2 protein-coding genes are annotated in these 836 nt (G+C 61.8%); both read right to left on the bottom strand.

Features of this window, described 5'->3' with window-relative positions; all coding sequences use genetic code 11:
- Nucleotides 1-168, bottom strand: a 168-nt coding sequence (locus AC1D1X_RS24660) for an endonuclease/exonuclease/phosphatase family protein (RefSeq protein WP_477699536.1), incomplete at its 3' end; no start/stop codon positions are given.
- A 31-nt stretch (nt 169-199) separates the two neighbouring features.
- The gene (locus AC1D1X_RS24655; RefSeq protein WP_477670955.1) at nt 200-448 is read right to left on the bottom strand and encodes a hypothetical protein; all 249 of its coding nucleotides are present in this window, start codon (nt 446-448) and stop codon (nt 200-202) included.
- Between the last annotated feature and the right edge of the window lie 388 nt (nt 449-836).

Below are 836 nucleotides of genomic sequence, written 5' to 3'. Positions count from 1 at the left end.
CCATAAAGCGCCGTAACCCGCTTCCCGCAGCTCGGCCTGGGGAAACACACCGTCCAGCGCTTTTAATTYCTGCAGGCACACCACGTCCGGCGATTCTTTGGCCAGCCAGTCCAGCAACTGCGGCAACCGCGTCTTGATGCCGTTGACGTTAAAGGTCGCGAGTTTCATCAGGCCCCGATCAAACGCCGGCCAACCCCAATCAAACCCCGGGCGAAGGCTTCCCCCGGCCCGGCCCGCGCCGGAAAGCCTCGGCGCCGCCGCTGCCGCCACCGTCGGGAAAGCTGTGCTGCTTGAGCTTGCCGGCCTTTCCGGGCTTCACCGGGTTTTCAATCAAGGTACTGGCATCGTTGCCATCTGCTTCATCGTCCGGCTCGCTGTGCGGAGGATGCGGCACCGTCGCGCCTTCGCCGGTCTTGGCGCGTGTCGGGCTGGTGTTGCTTTTTGCCATGGGTGCTCCAGAAATCGAAGCTTCAAAGTACCAGCACCGGCTAAGGGCGGGTGTCAGACAACACCGCAAGGTCGTACTCCGGTATACCCACATCGGCAGGCATCCGGCATCCAAGGCCCCTGCTTCAAGAAAAACAGCCGGTAAGCCAATCAGGATGGGCGCAAGCAGCTATTAAATCAATAGCACATCACGGCAGGCGGCGTAGGGGTGCCGCCGCTCAGGGTTAGCCCCAAGACGGGGTAGAGCCTGTCCCCTAGAGTACCCGGCAGGCTTTGTAGCGCCCCTTGTTACGACTACCATGCAGGCAGTTTTGACAGGAGACCTGCCTTGGCCGCGACCCCCACTTCGGCGACGACGCCCCCTTCCCTTGCGTCTTCTTCTTTTTCCC

The organism is Polaromonas sp. P1_G4, assembly GCF_056405475.1.
Note: the sequence above shows the minus strand (reverse complement) of the source record. Positions and strands in the feature narration are given on the sequence as shown.